Annotated in this window: 5 protein-coding genes and 2 pseudogenes; 1 reads left to right on the forward strand and 6 read right to left on the reverse strand. The window is 62.3% G+C overall.

Features of this window, described 5'->3' with window-relative positions; all coding sequences use genetic code 11:
• Positions 1 to 89: 89 nt before the first annotated feature.
• A complete protein-coding gene (locus ACFFN1_RS13910; protein WP_376841437.1) occupies positions 90 to 626 on the reverse strand; it encodes a sodium:solute symporter family transporter in 537 nt (178 codons plus the stop codon).
• Positions 627 to 715: 89 nt separating this feature from the next.
• Entirely contained in the window at positions 716 to 1,600 is an 885-nt protein-coding gene (locus ACFFN1_RS13915; RefSeq protein WP_376841438.1) for a MurR/RpiR family transcriptional regulator, read from the reverse strand.
• Between the two features lie 81 nt (positions 1,601 to 1,681).
• Here ACFFN1_RS13915 and ACFFN1_RS13920 point away from each other — a divergent pair, with 81 nt between their 5' ends.
• Positions 1,682 to 2,908: a metal-dependent hydrolase family protein gene (locus ACFFN1_RS13920; protein ID WP_376841439.1), complete on the forward strand. Its 1,227-nt coding sequence runs from the start codon at positions 1,682 to 1,684 to the stop codon at positions 2,906 to 2,908.
• Between the two features lie 23 nt (positions 2,909 to 2,931).
• Here the strand turns inward: ACFFN1_RS13920 and ACFFN1_RS13925 are convergent, their stop codons facing one another.
• The 4 genes and pseudogenes from ACFFN1_RS13925 to ACFFN1_RS13940 form a co-directional block, all read right to left on the reverse strand.
• Positions 2,932 to 3,600, reverse strand: coding sequence for a GntR family transcriptional regulator (locus ACFFN1_RS13925; RefSeq protein ID WP_376841440.1), 669 nt, complete (start codon positions 3,598 to 3,600; stop codon positions 2,932 to 2,934).
• A gap of 75 nt (positions 3,601 to 3,675) precedes the next feature.
• A pseudogene (locus ACFFN1_RS13930) lies at positions 3,676 to 5,068 on the reverse strand (aldehyde dehydrogenase family protein).
• Between the two features lie 64 nt (positions 5,069 to 5,132).
• On the reverse strand, positions 5,133 to 5,579 hold the full coding sequence (locus tag ACFFN1_RS13935) for an FmdB family zinc ribbon protein (RefSeq protein WP_376841441.1): 447 nt from the start codon (positions 5,577 to 5,579) through the stop codon (positions 5,133 to 5,135).
• Positions 5,576 to 6,064: pseudogene (locus tag ACFFN1_RS13940) on the reverse strand (MBL fold metallo-hydrolase); the annotation flags it as partial. The gene ACFFN1_RS13935 and the pseudogene ACFFN1_RS13940, both read right to left, overlap by 4 nt.
• Between the last annotated feature and the right edge of the window lie 99 nt (positions 6,065 to 6,163).

Genomic DNA, 6,163 nt, shown 5'->3' on the forward strand with positions numbered 1-6,163 from the left:
CCATTCCCTGGTTCCTGTTTCGTGACTGTTCAGAAACCTACGCGGAGGACGGCGTGCTCACGTCTCAGGCACGCTCAACCACCCACGGATCAGTCAGTAGAGCCAGATTTCAGCCCGCCTGACAGCGACAGGAAGGTGATGACGACAACCGCGATGAGTGTGCCCTGCAACTCGGACAGCGGTGTGATGAGGCTGAAGATGTAACCGGCACCGGTGAACTGGTAGGCGGCGATGCCGATGAACGCGACGAGAACGACGATGGTGCCGATGATGCTCGTGGTCTGTCCGAACCTGGCGCGCAGAAGCTCAGGAACGGTGTGGAAGGAGTTCTCTCGCACCTTCTTCGCCATCAGCGACAGCGCAATGATTCCGACGAAGGTGCCCAGGAAGAAGAAGATGCCCGGCAGCGGCCCATTGGTGAAGACGAAGTTGGCTCCGCCGATGATCGAGCCGGAGCCGACGAAGGTTGCGAGCAGGGTGCCGGCGAGCACCCACGGTGGCAGAGACTGCCCGGCCAGCATGAAGTCTTCGCCGTCCTTCATCGCCGATTTTCGAGAGAACCATGCGGCAACGAGAACCATGAGCAGCAGGTAACCGACCAGGACGCTGATGTTCACCACGGACACGGATCCTCCTCAGTTCGGCGGATAAGCATGCGTGAATAGTTACACGAATAACACCGCGGTGCAACACATTTTGCAGACTGCTCTGAGCGTCAGTCGAGAATCGCAGATACGTCCAACGCGGTCGGGTCGTCCTTCACGACGCCAAGCCCATGCCAAAGCTGATCGACACGACGCAGGCTCTTCTCGACGTTCTCGCGATGTTCAGTGGCGATGAGCTTGAGCACTGCCTGCACAACAGAGAACACCCCCGTCATCGACGGAAGGTACCGAGGACTTCCGCTCGACACGAGAATGGAGTGGTCGGCGACTTCAGTCACAGCAGTCGACCGATCGGCGATGACGAGCAGAGGCACACCTCGAGAGGCGGCCTCCAGTGCCAGCTGATTGATGACGTCGGTTGTCTTCCACACGTTGAAGACCACGAGCACATCGTCTTCTCCGAGCCGCCTGGCGGCATTGATCTGCGCCGTAGCTGACCCGGCATATTGCTCGACATTGAACCCGAAAAGCTGCGCACCATGCGCCAGCACACCGCCAGGACCGGAACAGTAACCGGTCGCCAGGACCGCCGTACTGCGAGCCGAGGCGATCATCCGAGCGGCCGCAACCATCTCGTCTTCGTCGACCGCGTCCAGCAGCAGCTCAAGCATCCGAATGTCTTCGGCGATCGAAGAACTCACTGTGCGATCAAAAGCAGCTTCACTCTGGCCCATAATGCGATCAGCAGTGAGGGTAGCGAGATAGTGGCCACGCAGGTCTGTCACGAAGTCCGGCCAACCGCGATAACCCAGGTACTGAGCACAGCGCGTCGCTGAAGCAACATTGACCCCAGCCATCGTCGCGACCTGCTGCGCAGTCGCGAACGCGGCAGTCTCAGGTTCAGACGAGATGACACCGAGCACACGCGCAATCGCCGGAGAGGGAGTCCGGTCTCCAATGAGCTTCTCTATCCAAGGCACGGTGCCATCAGCCATCGTATTGCAAACACCTTTGCAGCGAGTTACGTTTGTTCCAGACACAGAAACCACCGTTTATCTGTCGGCAGGAGAGACCGGATGCACCTAGATGAATCAATCACTGCTATCACCAACGTGCGGATCCTCGATCCAGTCACCGAAACCGTGTCTGAACCGCAGTCTATCCAGATCAGCGGTGATCGGATCTCGAGCATCAGTGCGGCAATCGACGAATCCGACTCCTCTATCGATGCCGGAGGAGCCATTGCGATACCCGGTCTCATCGACTGTCACGTTCACGTTCTGGCCAATACTGCAGACCTAGGACGCTTGGGCGATGAGTCGCCTGCATACCTGACCGCGTCGGCCATCAACACGATGCAAGGTGCTCTCCGACGCGGTTTCACAACGCTCCGGGATGCCGGAGGTGCGGACTTCGGGCTGGCCAGGGCAGCTGCAGAGCAGCTATTCCTTGCACCTCGGCTGTTCTTCGGCGGGAAGGCTCTGTCTCAAACCGGCGGCCATGCCGATATGCGCGGACCGGGGACGTCCATCGTCGACCAGCACCAGTGCTGCCCGCACATTGGGACGGTGTGCGACGGCGTCGATGAAGTCCGCAAGGCCGCTCGCATGCAGTTGCGGACAGGTGCGGACCACATCAAGATCATGCTCTCCGGTGGTGTCGCTTCGCCAACCGACCGAATCGACTCTACACAGTTCTCTGATGAGGAGATCCGGGCCGCTGTCGAGGAGGCAGCCGCTTCAAACCGCTACGTTCTCGGACATGCCTACACTGCCCGCGCGATCAACCGTGGGCTGAAGCTCGGGGTCCGCTCTATCGAGCACGGCAACCTTCTCGATGACGAGAGCATCAGACTCTTCACTGAGAACGACGCGTTCCTCGTGCCGACTCTGGTGACTTACGAACGGTTGAAGGCCGAAGGAGTCCGACACGGACTGCCGCGGGCAAGCGCTGACAAGGTCGACAGTGTGCTATACGCGGGCCTGAAGGCACTCGAAGCCGCGGATCAGGGCGGGGTCAACATCGCCTACGGCTCTGACCTGCTGGGTGACATGTGGAAATGGCAGAGCAAAGAGTTCGAGATCCGTTCGCAAGTCCAGTCCGCTGGTGCCGTCCTGCGTTCCGCGACAACAGTGGCCGCTCGCCTGCTGAATCAGGAAGGCGAACTCGGGATCATCCGCGAAGGCGCTCAGGCCGATATTGTCCTCTTGAACGCCAATCCGCTCGATGACATCGCTGTGCTGGCGGAACCGCAGAACTCGGTGCGTCACGTTCTTTCCCGCGGAGGCTTAGTCCGCGCCTAACGAGCATTCCAAATCAGCCCCAGCTACGCCTCGACCGAACGCGCAGCAACGTCGGCCGACAGCGCTTCACCGGCGCGGGTCAGCACTCCAGCAGCGGCGATGCGCGCAGCTTCGGGCTCCCGGGATTCAAGGGCTTCGAGGATGTTCGTCTGCCCCTGGGCGGTCAGCTCGGTCCAACCCGGGATCTCAGGGAACAGCGAGCGAGGGATATAGCGCGTGGTGATCCGGGCGAGCCACCGCAGCTTCGGCGACTCGGAAGCGGAATTGACGAGCGAGTGGAAGGCGCGGCTCTTCTCATCGAGGCGTGCTAGGTCGTTGCGGTGGATGAGAGCCATCGTCTCGTGATGGATCGCCCGCAGCTCGGCCAGGTCCTCATCACTGAGCTCGACTGCCGCCCGTGCCGCCAGCTCGCCGGCGACGAAAGCGGCCACCAGAAACACGTCGGAGATGTCAGCTGCACTCAGCTGCGCTACCGTGTATCCGCTACCGCCTGCCTTCGTCACCAGGCCTTCAGCAACCAGGGTGTGTAGCGCCTCCCGTACGGGGATCGGAGACACCTCGTACTCGCTTGCAAGGGTGTCGACTCGCAGAATCGTGCCGGGCTTCAGCCGCCCGGCGACGATGTGCTCTCCAAGGTCAGCTGCGATAGTCGCGCTGCGGGAACCGTAACGGCGTGAGGTTCGGAAACTCACCGCGCGCGGCAACTCGGCAGTGGTCCCCGGCTCCATGCCGACACCTGCCTTCCGTTCCTCACGCCGTCATGCGGCTCAGATGCTGACGATGACTGTCTTCGTAGCAGTGTATGAATCGAGGGCTTCGTAGCCCTTCTCGCGACCGTAACCGGATTTTCCAAAGCCGCCGAACGGATACTCTACACCGCCGCCGGCGCCGAAGGCGTTGACGTACACCTGTCCGGAGCGCACCTGCGCGGCGAGCCGGTGAGCGCGCGAGACGTCACGCGTCCACACCGCAGCCATCAGCGCGTAATCGGTGGCGTTGGCCAGCTCGACCGCCTCGGCTTCGTCAGCGAAGGTCCGTGTGACGATCACCGGACCGAAGACCTCCTGCTGGAAGATCTCGGTGTCGACCTCGACATCGGTGATGATCGTCGGAGAGTAGTACGCCCCGTCGCCAGCATCGTCTGGCACCTTGCCGCCGATGATGACCGTTCCCGAAGCGCGTTCGACCATTCCTGAGACCCGCACCTGCTGCTTGGCTGAGACGAGGGGCCCAAGGTCGGGGTCGTCTGCGCCGGGACCGATCGTGACCTTTTCGAAGTTCGCCTTGAGACGTTCGAGCAGGTCCTCGGAGGCCGATTCTTCGACGAGCAGCCGCGAGCCGGCAGAGCAGGTCTGCCCGGCGTTCTGCAGGATGCCCTTCGTGATGAAGGTCGCCGCCTTGTCCAGGTCAGCGTCGGCGAAGACGATGTGTGGACTTTTGCCGCCGAGTTCGAGCACGGTCGGCACAACGTTCTTCGCCGCTGATTCGGCGATCGAGATCCCGACCGGGTTCGATCCCCGGATGTGCTGCCAGTGCCGCACCGGCTTCAGTTCCGATGCCGGGCACGACGTTGATGACCCCGGGTGGTAAGCCGGCGTCGATTGCCAGCTCGGCCAGTCGGACGGCACTTCGCGGGGTCTCATCGGCGGGCTTGAGAACCACGCTGTTGCCTGTCACCACCGCTGGTGCAACGGCCCGTCCGAAGAGCTGCAGCGGGTAGTTCCACGCCACAACCGACCCGCACACGCCCAGCGGTTCGCGCCGCGTGTAGGCGTGGAAGATCGGGTCGACCGGCAGATGCAGGCCGTAGTAGGACTCGATCGCTCGGCCGTAGAAGCCGAAGTAGCGTGCGGTAACAACCGCGTCGGTGCGTGCCTGCGACAGCGGCTTGCCGGTGTCTTCGCAGTCGAGCTGTGCGAGTTCGTCGATGTGTTCGCGGATGATGTGTGCGAAGGCCTCCATCACATCCGCGCGCTTTTCCGTGGAGGAGGCCGCCCAGTCCGGCTGGGCCTTGCGTCCGGCTGCCACCGCGGCGTCGACCTCGGCCTGACCGCTGCGGATCACCGTGGCGATGACGCTGCTGTCAGCCGGATTGATGTTGTCGTAGTGCGCCGTGCCGTGGACGCGCTCCCCAGCGATGAAGGCAGGTACCTGCTTCATGAATCTCCTTGTTTCAGTCACGACTGTCTCACCGGCGTCGGGCCGGTGTCCTCGTGCTGGTCTCTCAGTTCGCCTTCCGCCACACCGGCTCGTGTGAATGGCCCTTGTGTGAGCTGGCCGTGGCCTTCTCCGCCTCCAGGGCCGAGGACACCGAGGTGGCGATGTCGTCACCGGCGCGCAGGGGACGGTCGCGGAAGATGCCCTCGTGGGCTAATATCGGACGGCGGTCGCCGCCGAGTTCGGGGTACTTCTCTTCGAGCTTCTCCCGTTTGCTCATCGCAGTCCGCCAGTGCTTGACCGCATCCGGGTGGCCGCCGCCCATGCCCGTCCAGCTCTTGGGCATCTCGTCACGCGAGCGTCCGGCAGAAGCCTGGCCGCTCAGGCGCACGCGGGTGAGCACCCGCCCCGCTGCGGCCCCGCAGTCGGGGCAGTCCGGGGCGGGGGAGGTCATCGCTTTGACGGCGGCTTCGAACAGGTGGCCGGAGTCGCATCGGTAGTCGTAGAGGATCATGTGTAGTACTCGTTCGGTCCGAACTTCAGGGTCTTCTTCTGCTCTTCGTCATGGCCGAAGATCATCTGCGCGCCGGTCTCCTGTTCGATCCGGCGCAGCTTCTCGACAGACGCGAGCCATTCGAGGTTGTTCCACACGATGGCTGCGCCAATCGCCGGTGGGCCGTATGACTCTTCGAGGTAGACCGCGTCCGAGGTGAAGATCTTGGTTCCCTCGTTGGGCAGGTCAACGCGCAGGGACATCGTGCCCCAGGTGTGGCCGGGTGTCTGAATAACACTGACCCCGGGCACGAGCTCATCGTCGCCGGCAATGCCGCCGATCTCGAGACCCTCGTAATCACTGACGAGGTGCGCACCCTGGAATTCGCCGGTGATCTGTGCGACGCCGTCAAGCTCAGCCTGCGAGGTGAGGATCTTCGTCTTGGCCGGGTTGAACATCTTGGCGTTCGCCGCGTGATCGAAGTGCAGGTGGGACAGTACGACCTGACTTGGCTCAAATTGGTGTGATGGATATCATATTGACACTGTGACCTGCGGGTTTGGGTTGTGAAGTGCTGGAATTCCTGACTAATCGGGTGGTTGGGG

Origin of the sequence: Brevibacterium otitidis, assembly GCF_042429315.1 — a bacterium.
Lineage (GTDB): Bacteria > Actinomycetota > Actinomycetes > Actinomycetales > Brevibacteriaceae > Brevibacterium > Brevibacterium otitidis.